Source organism: Streptomyces sp., from assembly GCF_036524955.1.
GTDB lineage: Bacteria > Actinomycetota > Actinomycetes > Streptomycetales > Streptomycetaceae > Actinacidiphila.
In genome coordinates this window covers 1-16637 of record NZ_DATDBG010000311.1, presented here as the reverse complement: position 1 = coordinate 16637, position 16637 = coordinate 1, and the positions used below count along the sequence as shown (strand labels likewise).

13 protein-coding genes are annotated in these 16637 nt (G+C 70.7%); 5 read left to right on the top strand and 8 right to left on the bottom strand.

Features of this window, described 5'->3' with window-relative positions:
• Positions 1-141 precede the first annotated feature (141 nt).
• On the bottom strand, positions 142-3081 hold the full coding sequence (gene uvrA / locus VIW71_RS24530) for an excinuclease ABC subunit UvrA (protein WP_331624778.1): 2940 nt from the start codon (positions 3079-3081) through the stop codon (positions 142-144).
• A 367-nt stretch (positions 3082-3448) separates the two neighbouring features.
• Here uvrA and VIW71_RS24525 point away from each other — a divergent pair, with 367 nt between their 5' ends.
• Both VIW71_RS24525 and VIW71_RS24520 read left to right on the top strand, forming a co-directional pair.
• Positions 3449-4183, top strand: a complete 735-nt coding sequence (locus tag VIW71_RS24525) for a maleylpyruvate isomerase family mycothiol-dependent enzyme (protein WP_331624777.1) — start codon at positions 3449-3451, stop codon at positions 4181-4183.
• Between the two features lie 4 nt (positions 4184-4187).
• Positions 4188-4844, top strand: a complete 657-nt coding sequence (locus VIW71_RS24520) for an MBL fold metallo-hydrolase (protein WP_331624775.1) — start codon at positions 4188-4190, stop codon at positions 4842-4844.
• A 153-nt stretch (positions 4845-4997) separates the two neighbouring features.
• Here VIW71_RS24520 and VIW71_RS24515 read toward each other — a convergent pair whose 3' ends face one another.
• The 4 genes from VIW71_RS24515 to uvrB form a co-directional block, all read right to left on the bottom strand.
• Entirely contained in the window at positions 4998-5990 is a 993-nt protein-coding gene (locus tag VIW71_RS24515; protein WP_331624774.1) for a TerC family protein, read from the bottom strand.
• Positions 5991-6411: 421 nt separating this feature from the next.
• The gene (locus tag VIW71_RS24510) at positions 6412-8277 is read right to left on the bottom strand and encodes a TerD family protein (protein WP_331624773.1); all 1866 of its coding nucleotides are present in this window, start codon (positions 8275-8277) and stop codon (positions 6412-6414) included.
• Between the two features lie 228 nt (positions 8278-8505).
• Positions 8506-9084 (bottom strand): TerD family protein, encoded by a 579-nt coding sequence (locus VIW71_RS24505; protein WP_331624772.1) that lies wholly within the window; start codon positions 9082-9084, stop codon positions 8506-8508.
• 180 nt (positions 9085-9264) lie between these two features.
• The gene (gene uvrB, locus VIW71_RS24500; protein ID WP_331624771.1) at positions 9265-11361 is read right to left on the bottom strand and encodes an excinuclease ABC subunit UvrB; all 2097 of its coding nucleotides are present in this window, start codon (positions 11359-11361) and stop codon (positions 9265-9267) included.
• Between the two features lie 164 nt (positions 11362-11525).
• Here uvrB and VIW71_RS24495 point away from each other — a divergent pair, with 164 nt between their 5' ends.
• Positions 11526-12053 (top strand): methylated-DNA--[protein]-cysteine S-methyltransferase, encoded by a 528-nt coding sequence (locus tag VIW71_RS24495; RefSeq protein WP_331624770.1) that lies wholly within the window; start codon positions 11526-11528, stop codon positions 12051-12053.
• Positions 12054-12068: 15 nt separating this feature from the next.
• Here VIW71_RS24495 and VIW71_RS24490 read toward each other — a convergent pair whose 3' ends face one another.
• Positions 12069-12434: a tetratricopeptide repeat protein gene (locus VIW71_RS24490; RefSeq protein ID WP_331624769.1), complete on the bottom strand. Its 366-nt coding sequence runs from the start codon at positions 12432-12434 to the stop codon at positions 12069-12071.
• 236 nt (positions 12435-12670) lie between these two features.
• Between VIW71_RS24490 and coaE the strand changes: the two genes are divergently transcribed.
• The gene (gene coaE / locus VIW71_RS24485) at positions 12671-13273 is read left to right on the top strand and encodes a dephospho-CoA kinase (RefSeq protein WP_331624768.1); all 603 of its coding nucleotides are present in this window, start codon (positions 12671-12673) and stop codon (positions 13271-13273) included.
• Positions 13274-13350: 77 nt separating this feature from the next.
• Here the strand turns inward: coaE and VIW71_RS24480 are convergent, their stop codons facing one another.
• Together VIW71_RS24480 and rpsA are read right to left on the bottom strand one after the other, a co-directional pair.
• The gene (locus tag VIW71_RS24480) at positions 13351-14286 is read right to left on the bottom strand and encodes a proteasome assembly chaperone family protein (protein ID WP_331624767.1); all 936 of its coding nucleotides are present in this window, start codon (positions 14284-14286) and stop codon (positions 13351-13353) included.
• A gap of 202 nt (positions 14287-14488) precedes the next feature.
• The gene (gene rpsA, locus VIW71_RS24475) at positions 14489-15997 is read right to left on the bottom strand and encodes a 30S ribosomal protein S1 (protein ID WP_331624766.1); all 1509 of its coding nucleotides are present in this window, start codon (positions 15995-15997) and stop codon (positions 14489-14491) included.
• Between the two features lie 293 nt (positions 15998-16290).
• Here rpsA and VIW71_RS24470 point away from each other — a divergent pair.
• Positions 16291-16637, top strand: a 347-nt coding sequence (locus VIW71_RS24470; RefSeq protein WP_414720832.1) for a class I SAM-dependent methyltransferase, incomplete at its 3' end; no start/stop codon positions are given.

Sequence of the window (16637 nt, the reverse complement as noted above, 5' to 3'; positions counted from 1 at the left end):
CTGCGGCGCTCAGCCATGATGACGCCGCAGCCCGGGACGGACGGGGACCCGCCGGGGCCGTCCCGGTCCTGTCGGGGTACCGGCCGGTATCGGAGGGTGGGCCCGGTCGCGCGGTTCCCCGCCCCTGACGGGGCGCGCTCCTTACGGCTTCGCCACGCGTTTGCGCGACGCCGCCTTCCTGGGCGCGCTCGCGGCGGCCGCCCGCTTGCGGGGGGCCGGCACGGCCGCGTCGCTCACCGCCTCGGGGTTCAGGATCTCCCGCAGGAACTTGCCGGTGTGGCTGGCCGGGATGCCCGCGATCTGCTCGGGGGTACCCTCGGCGACCACCAGGCCACCACCGCTGCCGCCCTCGGGGCCCATGTCGATGACCCAGTCCGCGGTCTTGATGACGTCCAGGTTGTGCTCGATGACGATCACCGAGTTGCCCTTGTCCACCAGCCCGGACAGCACCTTGATCAGTTTGCTGATGTCCTCGAAGTGCAGGCCGGTGGTCGGCTCGTCCAGTACGTAGACCGTCCGTCCGGTGGAGCGCTTCTGCAGTTCGGAGGCGAGCTTCACCCGCTGGGCCTCGCCGCCGGACAGGGTCGGCGCGGACTGCCCCAGGCGCACGTACCCCAGACCGACCTCGTTCAGGGTGCGCAGGTGGCGGGCGATGGTGGGCACCGCCTCGAAGAAGCCCAGCGCCTCCTCGATCGGCATGTCCAGTACCTCGGCGATGGACTTGCCCTTGTAGTGCACTTCCAGGGTCTCCCGGTTGTACCGGGCGCCGTGGCAGACCTCGCACGGCACGTAGACGTCCGGCAGGAAGTTCATCTCGATCTTGATGGTGCCGTCGCCGGAGCAGTTCTCGCAGCGCCCGCCCTTGACGTTGAAGGAGAACCGGCCGGGCAGGTAACCGCGGACCTTCGCCTCCATGGTCTCCGCGAACAGCCTGCGGACGTGGTCGAAGACGCCGGTGTACGTGGCCGGGTTCGACCGCGGGGTGCGGCCGATCGGCGACTGGTCGACGTGCACGACCTTGTCCACCAGGTCGTCGCCGTCCACCCGGGTGTGGCGGCCGGGCACGCTGCGGGCGCCGTTCAGCTCGCGGGCCAGGTGGGTGTAGAGGATGTCGTTGACCAGGGTGGACTTGCCGGAGCCCGAGACGCCGGTGACCGCGGTGAGCACGCCCAGCGGGAAGGAGACGTCGATGTCCCGGAGGTTGTGCTCGCGGGCGCCGTGCACGGTCAGCCGCCGCGCGCGGTCGACGGGGCGGCGCAGTTCCGGGGTGGGGATGGCCCGCCTTCCCGCCAGGTACTGGCCGGTCAGCGACTCCTCGTTGGCCAGCAGCTCCTTGAGCGAGCCGGAGTGCACGACCTTGCCGCCGTGCTCGCCGGCGCCGGGGCCGATGTCGACCACCCAGTCGGCGGTCTTGATGGTGTCCTCGTCGTGCTCCACGACGATCAGGGTGTTGCCCAGGTCGCGGAGGCGTACCAGGGTCTCGATCAGGCGGTGGTTGTCACGCTGGTGCAGACCGATGGAGGGCTCGTCCAGGACGTAGAGCACGCCGACCAGGCCGGAGCCGATCTGGGTGGCGAGCCGGATTCGCTGCGCCTCGCCGCCGGACAGGGTGCCGGCGGCGCGGTTGAGCGAGAGGTAGTCGAGGCCGACGTCGACCAGGAACCGCAGCCGCTCGTTGACCTCCTTGAGCACCCGCTCGGCGATCTTCTTGTCGCGGGCGTCCAGCTTCATGGCGCCCAGGAACTCGGCGCAGTCGCTGATCGACATCGCGGAGACCTCGGCGATGGACTTGTCCATCACGGTGACGGCCAGCACGATCGGTTTGAGCCTGCTGCCCTCGCAGGTGGGGCAGGGCACCTCGCGCATGTACCCCTCGAAGCGCTCCCGGCTGGAGTCGCTCTCGGAGTCCTGGTGACGGCGCTTGACGAACGGGATGGCGCCCTCGAACTGGGCGTTGTAGACCCGCTCGCGCCCGTACCGGTTCCTGTACGCCACACGCACCTCGGACTTGTGGCCGTGGAGCAGGGCCTTCCTGGCACGGGCGGGCAGGCCGGCGAACGGGATGTCGGTACGGAAGCCCAGCTCGGCGGCGAGGCCCTCGACCAGCCGGTCGAAGTAGCCCTTGGACATGCCGCCGTTCCAGGGGGCGATGGCGCCCTCGTCCAGCGACTTCTCCTCGTCCGGGACGATCAGCTCGGGGTCGACCTCCATGCGCGAGCCGATGCCGGTGCACTCGGGGCAGGCGCCGAAGGGTGAGTTGAAGGAGAAGGAGCGGGGCTCCAGCTCTTCGAAGGAGAGGTCGTCGTAAGGACAGTAGAGGTGCTCGGAGAACATCCGCTCGCGCTGCGGGTCGTCCTCCGGGAGGTCCACGAAGTCGAGGATGACCATGCCGCCGGACAGGCCGAGCGCCGTCTCCACGGAGTCGGTGAGGCGACGCTTGGCGGAGTCCTTGACGGTGAGGCGGTCCACCACCACCTCGATCGTGTGCTTCTCCTGCTTCTTCAGCTTCGGCGGGTCGGTGAGCTGGACGGTGGTGCCGTCCACCCGGGCGCGGCTGTAGCCCTTGGTCTGGAGGTCGCCGAAGAGGTCGACGAACTCTCCCTTGCGCTCGCGCACCAGCGGGGAGAGCACCTGGAAGCGGCTGCCCTCTTCCAGCTCCAGCACCCGGTCCACGATGGCCTGCGGGGACTGCCGGGAGATCGGGCGCGCGCACTCGGGGCAGTGCGGCTTGCCGATCCGGGCGAAGAGCAGCCGGAGGTAGTCGTAGACCTCGGTGATGGTGCCGACGGTGGAGCGCGGGTTGCGCGAGGTGGACTTCTGGTCGATCGAGACGGCCGGCGACAGGCCCTCGATGAAGTCCACGTCGGGCTTGTCCATCTGGCCGAGGAACTGGCGGGCGTAGGACGAGAGCGACTCGACGTACCGGCGCTGCCCCTCGGCGAAGATCGTGTCGAAGGCCAGCGAAGACTTGCCGGAGCCGGACAGCCCGGTGAACACGATGAGCGAGTCCCGTGGCAGGTCGAGGGAGACGTTCTTGAGGTTGTGCTCGCGAGCGCCACGGACGGTGAGTCGATCGGCCACGCCAGTGCGCACCTTTCATAGAAGCGGGGGGGTAGAGGATCGGAGCCCCCAGCCAGCCTAAACGGGGTGCCCTCGGCATTTCTTCCTGGTTGCGGTCGGTGCTGCGGTTCGTACTGCGGCTCGCGCCGCCGCTCCTCGCGGGCCGTTGCGGGTCCTCGCAAGTCGCTGCGAGATCGACCTTATAGCACGGACATTCGATTAACGGTCTCCCGCCGCCAGGTTCACCCGATCGTGTGGCGCGCGCTAGCGTCGTACGTGAGCGCCTGCGTCGTACGCAAGCAGTCGCACGCAAGCACGGGCGCCGTACGGACGGCCGCGTTGCACTGACTGCTGACGTCGTACGTGAGCACGTACCCCTGGAGGCATCGTGACCGTCCAACGACCCGACCCGGAGCGGGACGCCGCCGCCGCACAGGAAGCCACCGCGGAGCTGCTGGCCGCCGTGGCCGCACTGCCCGCGTCCGCCTTCACCGAGCCGTCGCTGCTGCCCGGCTGGACCCGCGGCCATGTACTGACCCACCTCGCCCGCAACGCGGACGGCCTGGCGAACCTGTTGACCTGGGCCCGTACCGGCGTGGAGACCCCGATGTACGCCGACCCCGCAGAGCGCGACAAGGCCATCGAGGCGGGCGCCGATCGCGCCCAGGCCGAGCACCTGGAGGATCTGCACACCTCCGCCGACCGGCTGGCGGAGGAGGTGGACCGGATGCCGCCGGCCGCCTGGGCGGCGCAGGTCTCACTGCGCTCCGGCCGGGTGATCGCGGCGGCCGAGATCCCCTGGCGGCGCCTGGCCGAGCTGCGGCTGCACCACGTGGACCTGGGCATCGGCTACGGCTGCGCCGACCTGCCCGACGACTTCGCGGCCCGGGAACTGGCCTGGCTCCTCGACGACCTGACCGCCCACGAGGGCATCGCCGCCGTACGCCTGCACGACACCGGTAGCGGACAGAAGTGGACTCTCGGCGCCGCCACCGAACCCGACCTCACCGTCACCGGTTCCCGCCACGCCCTGCTCGCCTGGGTCTCCGGCCGCAGCAAGGGCGAGGACCTGTCCGTCAACCCCGAGGAGGCGCCGCTGCCCGCCCTGCCCCCGCTAGGCTGACGCCATGGCGTACACGGGAGAGGTCTCGGTCGGGGGTACCCCCGACGTGCACGAACTGGGAGACCTCATCATCACCAAGGTCGCGGTCGGCCCGATGGACAACAACGCGTACGTACTGCGTTGCCGCGCCACCGACGAGCAGCTTCTGATCGACGCGGCGAACGAGCCGCGCACCCTCCTGGAGGTCATCGGCGCGGACGGCCTCGCCGCCGTCGTCACCACGCACCGCCACGGCGACCACTGGCAGGCCCTCGCCGACGTCGTCTCCGCCACCGGCGCGCGCACGTTCGCCGGCCGCGCGGACGCCGAGGGCATCCCCGTCCCCACCGACGTCCTCGTCGACGACGAGGACACCATCGCGTTCGGCCACATCCGGCTCACCGCCCGCCACCTCGTCGGCCACACCCCGGGCAGTATCGCCCTCCTCTACGACGACCCGCACGGCCACCCCCACCTCTTCACCGGCGACTGCCTCTTCCCGGGCGGCGTCGGCAACACCTTCCAGGACCCGGCCGCCTTCACCTCCCTCCTCTCCGACGTCACCACCAGACTCTTCACCCCCCTCCCGGACGAGACCTGGGTCTACCCGGGCCACGGCAAAGACACCACCCTCGGCACGGAACGCCCTTACCTCGAGGAATGGCGCCAACGGGGCTGGTAGCCCGGCAGAACGCGACACGTGAGCGGGGTGTGGGCGTTCCCCGAAACGGATCGGCCCCCCGCCCGGATCTACCGGGCGGGGGGCCGATCCGCGCGCGAAGGCGCGCGTCAGCGCATACGGGAGGGGACGCGGGGCCCCGCGGGGAAAGCGGCCTCAGACATCCGCGGTCTCCTCCTCGTGCTTCGGCGAGGCCGACGCTTCCGCCTCCTGCCGACGCGCCGCGACCAGGCTGGTGACGGTCGTCACCGCGAGGACGGCCACGATGACGCCGAGGGAGACCGGGATCGAGATCTCCGGTACGTGCACGCCGGTCTCGTGCAGCGCGTGCAGCACCAGCTTGACGCCGATGAAGCCGAGGATCACGGAGAGCCCGTACGACAGGTGGACCAGTTTCTTCAGCAAGCCGCCGATGAGGAAGTAGAGCTGCCGCAGGCCCATCAGCGCGAAGGCGTTCGCGGTGAAGACGATGTACGGGTCCTGGGTGAGACCGAAGATCGCCGGGATCGAGTCGAGGGCGAAGAGGACGTCCGTCGTGCCGATCGCGAGCATCACGATGAGCATCGGCGTCATCAGCCGCTTGCCCCGCTCCATGACGAACAGCCGGGTGCCGTGGTACTGGTCGGTGGACGGTATGCGCCGCTCGACCGCCTTGAGCAGCCGGTTCTCCTCGAACTCGGCGGACTCCTCCTCCGAGCGCGCTTCCTGGACCAGTTTCCAGGCGGTCCAGATCAGGAAGGCGCCGAACAGGAAGAAGACCCAGGAGAAGCTGGCGATGATGGTGGCGCCGGCGGCTATGAAGACGGCCCGCAGCACGAGCGCGATGAGGACGCCGACGAGCAGGACGCGCTGCTGGTACGCGGACGGCACCGCGAACTTCGCCATGATCAGGACGAAGACGAAGAGGTTGTCGACGCTGAGCGACTTCTCGGTGATGTACCCGGCGAAGAACTCGCCGGACGGCTGCCCACCCGCGAAGACCAGCAGGCCGAGACCGAAGAGCCCGGCGAGCACGACCCAGACCACCGTCCAGATGCCGGCCTCGCGCACGGAGACGTCGTGCGGGGTGCGGCCGATGGCGAAGTCGGCGGCGATCAGGGCGCACAGTCCTGCGATGGTGAGCGCCCACAGGGTGAGCGAGACGTCCACGGTTCCTCCGGCAGATGGGTACGGCAACTGGCACGTGTCAGCGCAACTGTCAGCGTCGTCGCTGCCGGAGCTCGCCTCACATGTCGATGGACGGCGTCAACCGACCACCGGAGAGCCTCACTCCGCGAAATCGAGGGTACATGAATGCCCAAGGAATGGTAAAAATTCCACCAAGTCAGCAGGTCGGAGGCATGCCAAGGTACAGAGGGTTCGGAGCTCCGAAAAGAGATGAAGGCATCGATCGGGTGACACGCGCCCGGCCGTGTCAGGCTGCCGCGCGGGCGCGGGAAACGCGGGTGCAGGAACGCAGGCAGCAGCCACCCGGGCGCTCGCAGATGTGGGCGTACGCGCATCGGCCGGGAACCCCGCCCCCGGGTCCCCGGCCGATGCGTACGCCCCGTCCCGTCGAGCGCCGTCGGTGCTACGTCCCGAAGGCCGGCCGCGCCGCCGCGAGCTGCCGCAGCACCTGCGCGAGTACCTGGCTGCCCGGCGGCACGAGCGCCGGCTCGTACGTCCAGGCGTGCCCGACCCACGGGTCGGCGAGGTGGTCGCTGGGCAGCGGGGTGAGCCGCAGCATCGACCGCCAGAGCGGATCGAGCACCGGGCCGTACGCGGACGCGTCCTCGCGGTCGGCCACCAGCATCAGGTGGACGCCGACCGCGGGGCCCTCGTCGGCGAGGTAACGCAGCTGGTTGACCGCCCGGTCGTCGAAGCCGTACGGGAACTCGTTGACGATCAGCAACTGCTGGGCGGTGTCGAAGCCGGGCGGCAGCGCGTCGGCTGCGTCGCCGCGCAGCGCCATGTGCAGCAGATCGACCCGTCCGGTGAGGCGGCCGAGCAGGTCGCTGACCCCGGCGGCGCCGGCGGCGGGCGGCGGCAGTACGAGGGCGCCGCCGGCGTGCAGCGGCGCGAGCGCGGGGGCACCGGAACCAGCCGGGTCCAGGGCGTGCACGGCGAACCCGCCCACCGGGTAGGAGGCGAGCAGCCGGGCGGCGAGCGCCACCGCGGTCTCCATGGCCAGCCGCCGGTCCTCCGCGCTGTCGATCCACAGGCCGCGCTCCAGCGGGAGCCGGGCCAGCAGGGGTATGCGCAGCTCGGGCGCTTCGGACAGGGAGAGGCTGCCGAGGCGGACCGCGAGCGGGGCTTCGGTGGGCACCCGGTAACCGTGCCATGCCGGGTTCTCCCAGCCGGCGAAGGCGGGCGGCAGCGCTGGTTCGACCACCTCGGACTCGGCGGCGAGCTGGGCGAGGTCGCGGTCGAGTACGGCGCGGGCCTGGTCGATCAGCGCGAGCCGCCTGGCCTCGGCCTGCTCGCGGGCGGACTCGGCGCCGGCGCCGCCGCGGGTGCGGGGGTCCGCGAGCAGCCGGTCCAGATCCTGCTCGTACCGCGACTGCGCGAAGTCCTCGGCGCTGCGGTAGGCGGCGACGGACCGGGCCAGGTCCTCGAACATCCCCCACACCTGGTTGTGCAGCCGCTCCTCCATCGTCCAGCCGGTGGCGTCCCCCGCGACGGGCACGGGCGGGGTCCCGGCTCCCGCTGCGGCACCCGCTCCGGCCCCGGCTTCCGCTCCGGCCGGGGCGGAAGAGGCGGAGGGCACGGACTCCGCACGCCGGCCCGGGTGCCGGTAGTCGACGCCAGTCGTGGCCTCCCCGTCGGCCCGGGCGGGCGCGGTCACCGAACGGGAGCGCCCCCGGTCCACCGCCGCGTGGATCTTCTCCGCCACCGCGGCCGGCTCCGGTACGCCCAGGTCGAGCAGGAGCGCGGGGAGCCCGCCCTGGAACCCCTGGCCGACCGCGCGTACCTTCCACGCGCCCTGCCGCCGGTAGAGCTCCACGGCGAGCAGGGCGGTCTCCGCGCCGAGACCGGTGATGGTGAAACCGGCTGCCACGGTGCCCTCGGTGGTGGTGACGGCGAGGTGCGGGGCGGGGGCGGCCCCGAAGTTCAGGGGTCCGCCCGGGCGGCCTTCGGGCAGGGCGAGCAGGACATGCACCCGGTGCACCGATTCGGGCATCGCGCCGAGGTCCACCGCGAGCCGTTGGTCGGCTGCGGCCTGCCGGGGCACGTCGACACCGGGAAGCTGCGGCTCGCCGGGATGGGCGAGCCACCCCGGCGGGCCCGGCTCCCGGCCGTCCGGTTCCGGCCCGCCCGCGCCCCGGCCGCCGACGATGCGGCCCTGCTCGTCCCCGAGAGTGACCGCGGCCACCACCTGGGTGCCCGCGGACACCCGGATCTCCAGCCGGTTGCCGGGCAGCGGATGGTTCTGCCCGCGGATCAGTTCGGCTGTCATGTCCGCCGCCCCCGTTTCCGTTGTCTCGTGATCCGTGTGGTCGAGGGCTGACGCACGAACTCACGCAGTGGCCGGCCGATGGACCCCTCCTACCCGAAGGCGGGCAAGAAGGGAAAGGCCGTCCGCGGAGTGAGTGAGCACGAAGCCCGGGTGAACCATCGCCGGGCTGACGCACGAACTCACGCAGTGGCCGGCCGATGGACCCCTCCTACCCGACGCGCCGACCCGCTACAGGGCGGGCAGGATGGCCGGGATCAGGTCCTGGAAGGTGCGCCCGTTGGCGGGCGTGCCGATCGCGGTCATCGACCAGCCGTCCGAGCCGCGCTGGACCTTGGCCATGATCTGCGCGGTGTACGCGCCACCGCCGGTGAGCGTGTACCGCGCGAGTTCCTCACCGGTCGTCTCGTCCACCAGGCGGCAGAACGCGTTCTGCACCTCGGCGAAGCTCTGGCCGGTGAAGGAGTTGACGGTGAAGACGATCTGGTCGACGTGGACCGGGACGCGCTGGAGGTCGACCAGGATCGACTCGTCGTCGCCGCCCTGTCCGGCGCCACCGACCACGTTGTCCCCGGTGTGCCGGACCGAGCCGTCGTCACTGGTGAGGTGCTGGAAGAAGACCACGTCCACCGGCTGCTTGTCGGCGAAGAGCACGGCGGAGGCGTCCAGGTCGACCTCCCTGGTGCGGCTGCCGAAGAGCCCGCGGCGCGGCGCGGCCTGCCAGCCGAGCCCCATCCTGACCGCGGTCAGCTTCCCCCCGTCGGCCTTGCTCAGGCTGATCCTCTGGCCCTTGGTCATATTGACCGTCACGCGCTGTCCCCTCTCACCGTGCACTTCGCTGTGCGGTATTCCGTTTCGCGGTTGTCCCGCACCCTAACAAGACGCCGGCCGACGGTATCCCGGTTCGTCACCCGGAGATTTCAGCCGATTCGTGGCCGGTTCCCGGCCGGCCGCCCGTACGAGCGTCCCGTACACCCCCTGTGTGTCCCGTCAGGCGATCCCCGCCTCCCGCATCTGCCGCAACTCCTTCTTCAGCTCGCCGAGTTCGTCCCGGAGCCGGGCGGCGACCTCGAACTGGAGCTCGGCGGCTGCGGCGTGCATCCGGTCGGTGAGCTCGCCGATGAGGCCGGCCAGCTCCTCGGCGGGCAGCGAGGCGGTGGCGCGCTTCTCGCCGCCCCGCCCGGACAGGCCGGGCACCGGCGCCTTGCCGCGGGAGCGCTGCCGCCCGGAGCCGAGCAGTTCGTCGGTGTCCGCGTCCTCCCGGGCGAAGGAGTCCAGGATGCCGGCGATCTTCTTACGCAGCGGCTGGGGATCGATGCCGTTCTCGGTGTTGTACGCGATCTGCTTCGCGCGTCGGCGGTTGGTCTCGTCGATGGCCTTCTCCATCGCCTGCGTGGTCCGGTCCGCGTACATGTGCACCTGGCCCGACACGTTGCGGGCGGCGCGGCCGATGGTCTGGATCAGGGAGGTGCCGGAGCGCAGGAAGCCCTCCTTGTCGGCGTCGAGGATGGCGACCAGCGACACCTCGGGCAGGTCCAGGCCCTCCCGCAGCAGGTTGATGCCGACCAGGACGTCGTACTCGCCGGCCCGCAGTTCGCGCAGCAGCTCGACCCGGCGCAGGGTGTCGATGTCGCTGTGCAGGTAGCGCACCTGGATGCCGAGTTCCAGCAGGTAGTCGGTGAGGTCCTCGGCCATCTTCTTGGTGAGGGTGGTGACCAGCACGCGTTCGTTCTTCTCGGTGCGCAGCCGGATCTCGTGCACCAGGTCGTCGATCTGGCCCTCGGTGGGCTTCACGACGACCTCGGGGTCGATCAGCCCGGTGGGGCGGATGATATGCTCGACCACGCCGTCGCCGCGCGAGAGCTCGTACGGCCCGGGGGTCGCGGACAGGTAGACGGTCTGGCCGACCCGGTCCAGGAACTCCTCCCACTTCAGCGGCCGGTTGTCGAGTGCGGACGGCAGCCGGAAGCCGTGGTCGACCAGGGTGCGCTTGCGGGACGCGTCGCCCTCGTACATCGCGCCGATCTGCGGCACGGTGACATGCGACTCGTCGATGACCAGCAGGAAGTCCTCGGGGAAGTAGTCGATGAGGGTGTCGGGCGCGGAGCCCCCCTCACGGCCGTCGATGTGCCGTGAGTAGTTCTCGATGCCCGAGCAGGTGCCGATCTGCCGCATCATCTCGATGTCGTACGTGGTGCGCATCCGCAGCCGCTGGGCCTCCAGCAGCTTGCCCTGCTTCTCCAGCAGCGCGAGCTGGCTCTCCAGCTCCTTCTCGATGCCGGAGATCGCCCGTTCCATGCGCTCGGGTCCCGCCACGTAGTGGCTGGCGGGGAAGACGTAGATCTGGCGGTCCTCGGTGATGACCTCGCCGGTGAGCGGATGCAGGGTGTACAGCGCCTCGATCTCGTCGCCGAACATCTCGATGCGGACGGCCAGTTCCTCGTAGACCGGGAAGATCTCGACGGTGTCGCCGCGGACCCGGAAGGTGCCGCGGGTGAAGGCCAGGTCGTTGCGCGTGTACTGGATGTCGACGAACTTGCGCAGCAGCCGGTCGCGGTCGATCTCGTCCCCGACGTTCAGCCGGACCATCCGGTCGATGTACTCCTGCGGGGTGCCGAGGCCGTAGATGCAGGAGACCGAGGCGACCACGACGACGTCCCGCCGGGTCAGCAGCGAGTTGGTGGCGGAGTGGCGCAGCCGCTCCACCTCCTCGTTGATGGAGGAGTCCTTCTCGATGTAGGTGTCCGTCTGCGGGACGTACGCCTCCGGCTGGTAGTAGTCGTAGTACGAGACGAAGTACTCGACCGCGTTGTTCGGCAGCAGCTCGCGGAACTCGTTGGCGAGCTGCGCGGCCAGCGTCTTGTTCGGCGCCATGACGAGGGTGGGGCGCTGGAGCCGTTCGATCATCCAGGCAGTGGTGGCGGACTTGCCCGTGCCGGTCGCGCCGAGCAGCACGACACCCTGCTCACCCGCGGAGATACGACGTTCGAGGTCGTTGATGGCGGTCGGCTGGTCGCCGCTCGGCTGGTAATGGCTGACGACCTGGAAGGGCGCCACACTGCGTTCGATGTCTGATACGGGCCGCATGACACCACCGTACGACCCCGCACTGACATCGACGGTCGCAGCCGGGTCCGGGCGGCCGTGGAGCCCCCGCCGAGGCGGTCGCACGGCGGCGGGAGGACGGCGGTGGGAGGACGGCGGGGACGAACGGGGCCCCGCTGTCGGACCCCGGCCCTACGCTGGGCGGCGTGACGAACGTTGCGTGGACGGTGCGGGACACCCCGGTCGGGCCGCTGCTGCTGGCGGGTACGGACGCGGGGCTCGCTCTCGTGTGCTTCCGGGCCGAGGAGGCGACGGTACAGCGCGCCCTGGAGTCGGTGCAGCGGCGGCTCGCCTGCGTGCCGGTGGCGGACGCGGAGCTCCTCGCACCGGTCACCGCCCAGCTCGACGCGTACTTCGAGGGCACGCTGCGGGAGTTCTCACTGGACCTCGACTGGTCACTGATCACGGGTTTCGCCCGGCGGGTGCTGCGCGAGCTGGCGACGACCGTGCCGTACGGGACGGTCGTCGCCTACCAGGACCTGGCCGAGCGGGTCGGCGAGCCGGGCGCGGCCCGGGCGGTCGGCTCCGCGATGGGCGCGAACCCGCTGCCGGTCGTCGTGCCGTGCCACCGCGTGATCGAGAGCGACGGCGGCATAGGCGGCTTCGGCGGCGGTCTGGAGATCAAGCGCTCACTGCTGGCCCTGGAGGGCGTCCTGCCCGCGCCCCTCTTCTGAGCGGCCCGGGAAGGGTCAGTGCGCGTCGAAGCGGGCCGCGGCCACGTAGTCGGGGCGCGGGTCGAGCGCGGCGGCCAGCCTGAAGTGGCGCTGGGCCTCGTCCGCGCGGTTGGCGCGCTCCAGCGTGCGGGCGAGCGCGAAGTGCGCGAACGCGTTGTCCGGCTCGCGCTCCAGGACGATCTGGAACTCCAGTTCCGCCGGCCGCAGTTGGGCGGCGGCGAAGAAGGCACGGGCGCGCAGCAGGCGCGCCGCGGTGTTCTCGGGATGCGCGGCTATCACGGAGTCGAGCAGCTTGACGGCGCCGCGCGGGTCACGCGCGGCCAGGAGCTGCTCCGCGGCGCGGTAGTCGATGACGTGCGTCTCGGGGGTCCGCTCGGCCAAGGCCGCCTCCCTGATTCGGGCACGGGGTGACGACTGATCGTCTGGTCAGACATACCCAACGTCTCCGGCGACAACACCATTCCCCGGGGGTTGCGCCCCTTGTGGGCCCCCGCCCGCGCCGACCACGCGAAAAAACGGCCTGCACGGCCCCGCCGCCGGCGCGACCGTACGACCCCCGTCGAACCCCCGGCACCCGTGCCGCCGGCACCCCCACCGCACCCCCTAGGCTGTCGCGCATGCTGACAGTGGGGCTGACCGGCGGCATCGGGGCCGGCAAGAGCGAGGTGGCGCGGCTGCTCTCGTCCTACGGGGCGGTGCTGGTGGATTCCGACCGGATCGCCCGCGAGGTCGTGGAGCCCGGCACGGAGGGGCTGAGGGCCGTGGTGGCGGAGTTCGGCCCGGAGATCCTGACCCCCGAGGGCGGCCTGGACCGTCCGGGACTCGGCGCGATCGTCTTCGCCGACGAGGAGCGCCGCCGGGCGCTCAACGCGATCGTCCATCCCCTGGTCGGCCGGAGAGCCGCCGAACTCCAGGGGGCCGCGGGCCCGGATGCGATCGTCGTCCACGACGTGCCGCTGCTGACCGAGAACGGCCTCGCACGCCTGTACGACCTGGTGGTCGTCGTGGACGCGCGGCCCGCCACCCAGCTCGACCGTCTGGTCCGCCTGCGCGGCATGACCGAAGCGGAGGCCCGCTCCCGGATGGCCGCCCAGGCCACCCGTGAGCAGCGCCTCGCGATCGCGGACCTGGTGATCGACAACGACGGCCCGCTCGAGTCGCTGGAACCCCAGGTCCGTGCCGTGTGGGACACGCTGAGGGAGCGCGCCGCCCACTGCTGACCCGCGGGGTGACCCGCAAGGCGACCAGGGGCGTGCGGAGCCGCACCGGCTCGGCGACCGCCGCCCGAGCGCGGGGCCTACCGCCCGTCGTCCTCCCGGTCGGCCAGGAAGCGTTCGAACTCCGCGGCGAGATCGTCGGCCGAGGGCAGGTCGACCGGCTCGGCGATGAGGCTCTCGCGGGTCTGCGCGCCGGCCACCGCGTCGTACTGGTTCTCCAGGCCGCGGACGACCGAGACCAGTTCGCCGTCGCCCTCGGCGACCTGCCGGTCGATCTCGACCCGTACGGTGTGTGCCTCGTTGCGCAGCGCGTGCGCGATCTCGGGGAGGACGAGGCCGGTGGCGGCGGTGATCGTCTCCAGCACGGCCAGGGCCGCGTCCGGGTACGGGGAGCGGGCCAGGTAGTGCGGTACGTGGGCGGCGACGCCCAGCACGTCACGGCCGGCCTCGGCGAGCCGCAGTTCGATCAGGGCGGCGACGCTGCCTGGAACCTGGGCCTCCTCGAACCAGGCACGGTGGCCGGGCATCAGGTCGACCCGGTTGCCGTGCGGGGTCAGGCCCACCGGGCGGGTGTGGGGGACGCCCATCGGGATGCCGTGGAAGTTGATGGCCATCCGGACACCGAGCCGTTCGATGACCTGGAGGACGGCACTGGCGAACCGCTCCCATTCCACGTCCGGCTCCTGGCCGGTGAGCATCAGGAACGGGGTGCCGGTGGTGTCGCGGACCAGGTAGAGATCGATGGCCGGTGCCTCGTACGACGCCCAGTGGTCGCGTTCGAAGGTCATCAGCGGGCGGCGGGCGCGGTAGTCCACCAGGCGGTCGGCGTCGAACTGTGCGATGAGCTGGTTGTCGAGGCGGTCCAGCACCTGCTGGGTGATCTGTTCGCCGGTCTCGCCGGCGTCCATGTACCCCTCGAAGTGGTACAGCAACACGGGCCCGGCGTCACCGACCGCCTCGTCGACAATCTCGGCCCCGCCCGGCACGTACTCGTACAGTCCCTGCGGATCCAGCACGGTGATCGTCCTCCTCGCTCTCTGTCACGCACAACGAACAGAACCGGCTCGCCATTCCCACCCCACCACCCGAAAACCGGTTTCCGCACTCCCGGAGCGACCGGGTGAGGACCGGAGCCTCCCGGAGAACCCCCAGGATCCCTTGAGAACCGCGTCCGCGCACTGCGGGCCCGCGGTGCGTGTTCCGGCTAGCGGAGGGCGGTCAGGACTGGCCGCCGGCGAGCTTCTCGCGGAGAGCGGCAAGGGCCTCGTCGGAGGCGAGGGCGCCGGAGTTGTCGTCGGACTCCGAGGAGTAGGAGCCGCCGCCGGTGCCGCCGCCCGGGGCAGGCGTGGCGGAGCCGGCCTCGGCCGCCGCCTGCTCGTCGGCCTCGCGGCTCTTGATGACCTGCGCCTGGTGCTGCTCGAAGCGGGCCTGGGCCGTGGCGTACTGGCCCTCCCACTCCTCGCGCTGCTTGTCGTACCCCGGCAGCCAGTCGTTGGTCTCGGGGTCGAAGCCCTCGGGGTAGATGTAGTTGCCCTGGTCGTCGTAGGACGCGGCCATGCCGTACAGGGTCGGGTCGAACTCGACCGAGGCCGGGTCGGCGCCGAACGACTCGTTCGCCTGCTTGAGCGACAGCGAGATCCGGCGGCGCTCCAGGTCGATGTCGATGACCTTGACGAAGATCTCGTCGTTGACCTGGACGACCTGCTCCGGGATCTCCACGTGACGCTCGGCCAGCTCGGAGACGTGCACCAGACCCTCGATACCCTCCTCCACGCGGACGAACGCACCGAACGGCACCAGCTTGGTGACCTTGCCGGGCACGATCTGCCCGATCTGGTGGGTCCGGGCGAAGGCCTGCCACGGATCTTCCTGAGTCGCCTTGAGGGACAGCGAGACGCGCTCGCGGTCCATGTCGACGTCGAGCACCTCGACGGTGACCTCCTGGCCGACCTCGACCACCTCGGACGGGTGGTCGATGTGCTTCCAGGACAGCTCCGAGACGTGCACCAGGCCGTCCACCCCACCGAGGTCGACGAAGGCGCCGAAGTTGACGATGGAGGAGACGACACCCGAGCGGATCTGGCCGCGCTGCAGGGTGTTGAGGAAGGTGTGCCGCACCTCGGACTGGGTCTGCTCCAGCCAGGCACGCCGCGACAGGACCACGTTGTTGCGGTTCTTGTCCAGCTCGATGATCTTCGCCTCGAGCTCCCGGCCCACGTACGGCTGGAGGTCCCGAACACGGCGCATCTCGACCAGCGACGCCGGCAGGAAGCCGCGCAGCCCGATGTCGAGGATGAGGCCACCCTTGACCACCTCGATGACGGAGCCGCGGACGACACCGTCGTCCTCCTTGATCTTCTCGATGGTGCCCCAGGCACGCTCGTACTGAGCGCGCTTCTTCGAGAGGATCAGGCGGCCTTCCTTGTCCTCCTTCTGGAGGACGAGGGCCTCGACGTACTCGCCGACCGACACGACCTCTGCGGGGTCGACATCGTGCTTGATGGAGAGTTCGCGGGAGGGGATGACCCCCTCCGTCTTGTAGCCGATGTCGAGCAGGACCTCGTCGCGGTCGACCTTGACGATCGTGCCCTCGACGATGTCGCCATCGTTGAAGTACTTGATCGTCTTGTCGATGGCGGCGAGGAAGTCCTCCTCCGACCCGATGTCGTTGATCGCGACCTGGGGCGTGGTCGAGGCGGCGGAGGAGAAGGTGGTGTCGGTGGACATGTAGTGGGGTGCTCCGGTAGTGGATGTTCGACTGGTGGGGCTCTGATGTGGGACTGACTGTGACGTGGTGCTGTCACCCTGTTCTGGCTGTGACGTGCTGATTCGTGCTGAATGGTGATGACGACGTGCGTGAGCACGTGGCCTTACGGTGGAGCGTGGCGCACGGCAGGACGACGGTCTGCGAGCAGGCGCCACGTTGACCACAGTGCGTGGACGATGCTACGCGGCCCGGTGTGGCCGGGGCAACGCGCCCCCGCCTCCGAACAGCGGAGATACACGGGCACGATGGCCAGGTGGACACGGGGAGCCCGAGTGCCGAGGAGAAGCTCGGCACGGCGGCCGTCGCGCGCCGCGCCGTCGGCTCCGCGGAGTCGCAACGGGCGAGCCGCGCCTGGTGGGACGCCGACGCCGACGACTACCTGACCGAGCACGGCGCGGACATCGGCGACGTCGACCTCGTCTGGTGCCCGGAGGGCCTGCGGGAAGCCGACGCGCGCCTGCTGGGCGACGTGTCCGGGCGCCGCGTTCTGGAGGTCGGCTGCGGGAGCGCGCCGTGCGCGCGCTGGCTCGCGACCCAGGGCGCATGGCCGGTGGGTCTGGACCTCTCGGGCGAGATGCTGCGACACGCTGCCCGCTTCAA

Coding starts and splice junctions, on each gene's coding strand:
- uvrB (WP_331624771.1), bottom strand. CDS start 11,361: ATGCGGCCCGTATCAGACATCGAACGCAGTGTGGCGCCCTTCCAGGTC.
- coaE (WP_331624768.1), top strand. CDS start 12,671: ATGCTGACAGTGGGGCTGACCGGCGGCATCGGGGCCGGCAAGAGCGAG.
- rpsA (WP_331624766.1), bottom strand. CDS start 15,997: ATGTCCACCGACACCACCTTCTCCTCCGCCGCCTCGACCACGCCCCAG.
- VIW71_RS24510 (WP_331624773.1), bottom strand. CDS start 8,277: ATGACAGCCGAACTGATCCGCGGGCAGAACCATCCGCTGCCCGGCAAC.
- VIW71_RS24520 (WP_331624775.1), top strand. CDS start 4,188: ATGGCGTACACGGGAGAGGTCTCGGTCGGGGGTACCCCCGACGTGCAC.